Here is an 845-nt window from a genome sequence, read left to right as displayed (position 1 = left end):
CATGACTTCTCTCCCCCGGCTCGCCGCCGCGGCCCGGTCGGGTCCGGTACACCGACTGGCCCGCATGGCGCGGCCGGCTGGGCCGATACTGGGCGGGTGCAGCACTTCCTCGCCGACCACGAGTTCGCGGTGACTGCGGTGATGTCTGGCCTCATCGTCACGCTCGCCGTCGCGGCGATCTGGTCGATCTTCCCATGCCGCGTGACGTCCTCGACGAGGGATCGCGAACGCGAGCAGTTCGCCTGACTCCGCCCTACTGGGAGCTCTTGAAGAGAGAGTTCTTCGTCGAGGAAGCCGGCACGACCTCCAGCCGCTGTAGCTCAGCACCGGCACCGGTGACGTCACCGTCAGCTTGGTCGAGTATTTGCAGGCCTTTCTCCACTGCGCGCCAGTCCGCTGACAGATCGAAATATCCCAGGAGATCAACGACCTCGGCGACCCACCGTTTCGCGCCGCGTCTGTCACGTCGCAACTGGGCGTAGTAGATCACCATGGCGTCGCTCACCGACTTCTTGCGCTGCCCCCACTTCTCGCCCTTCCGGGCCGCCTCACTGGCCAGTCGCCACAGCTGTGCAACGTCGACGTGCCGATCCAGCACCGGTTCCCTCACACCTGGCACAGTAGCGATCCAACAGGACGGGTGATAGCGAACTGCTGCATGTAGCCGATCGGCTATCGGCCCAGCGCTTGGCGCGCCCCGATGCGACAGTCGGAGCAAGATCGAATCGAACCCGGCAAAGATCGGCGGCTTGCACACCGAAACCGGACGGGTTAGTCATGTCTTATGACCGAGAATCCCGGAACCCGCGGGGGTTTGAATGTCGGCGACAAGGTCAAGGTTCATG

At 64.1% G+C, this 845-nt stretch carries 2 protein-coding genes; one reads left to right on the top strand and one right to left on the bottom strand.

Going from position 1 to position 845, the window contains the following annotated elements; all coding sequences use genetic code 11:
• A partial coding sequence (locus ACFWJO_RS39770) for a hypothetical protein (protein WP_386873180.1) occupies nucleotides 1-246 on the top strand: 246 nt, incomplete at its 5' end.
• A 7-nt stretch (nucleotides 247-253) separates the two neighbouring features.
• Here the strand turns inward: ACFWJO_RS39770 and ACFWJO_RS39765 are convergent.
• Nucleotides 254-610, bottom strand: a complete 357-nt coding sequence (locus ACFWJO_RS39765; protein ID WP_386873178.1) for a hypothetical protein — start codon at nucleotides 608-610, stop codon at nucleotides 254-256.
• Nucleotides 611-845: the final 235 nt, after the last annotated feature.

This window comes from Streptomyces sp. NPDC127092 (assembly GCF_042722475.1).
Lineage (GTDB): Bacteria > Actinomycetota > Actinomycetes > Streptomycetales > Streptomycetaceae > Streptomyces.
This window is presented reverse-complemented; position numbering and strand designations above follow the sequence as displayed.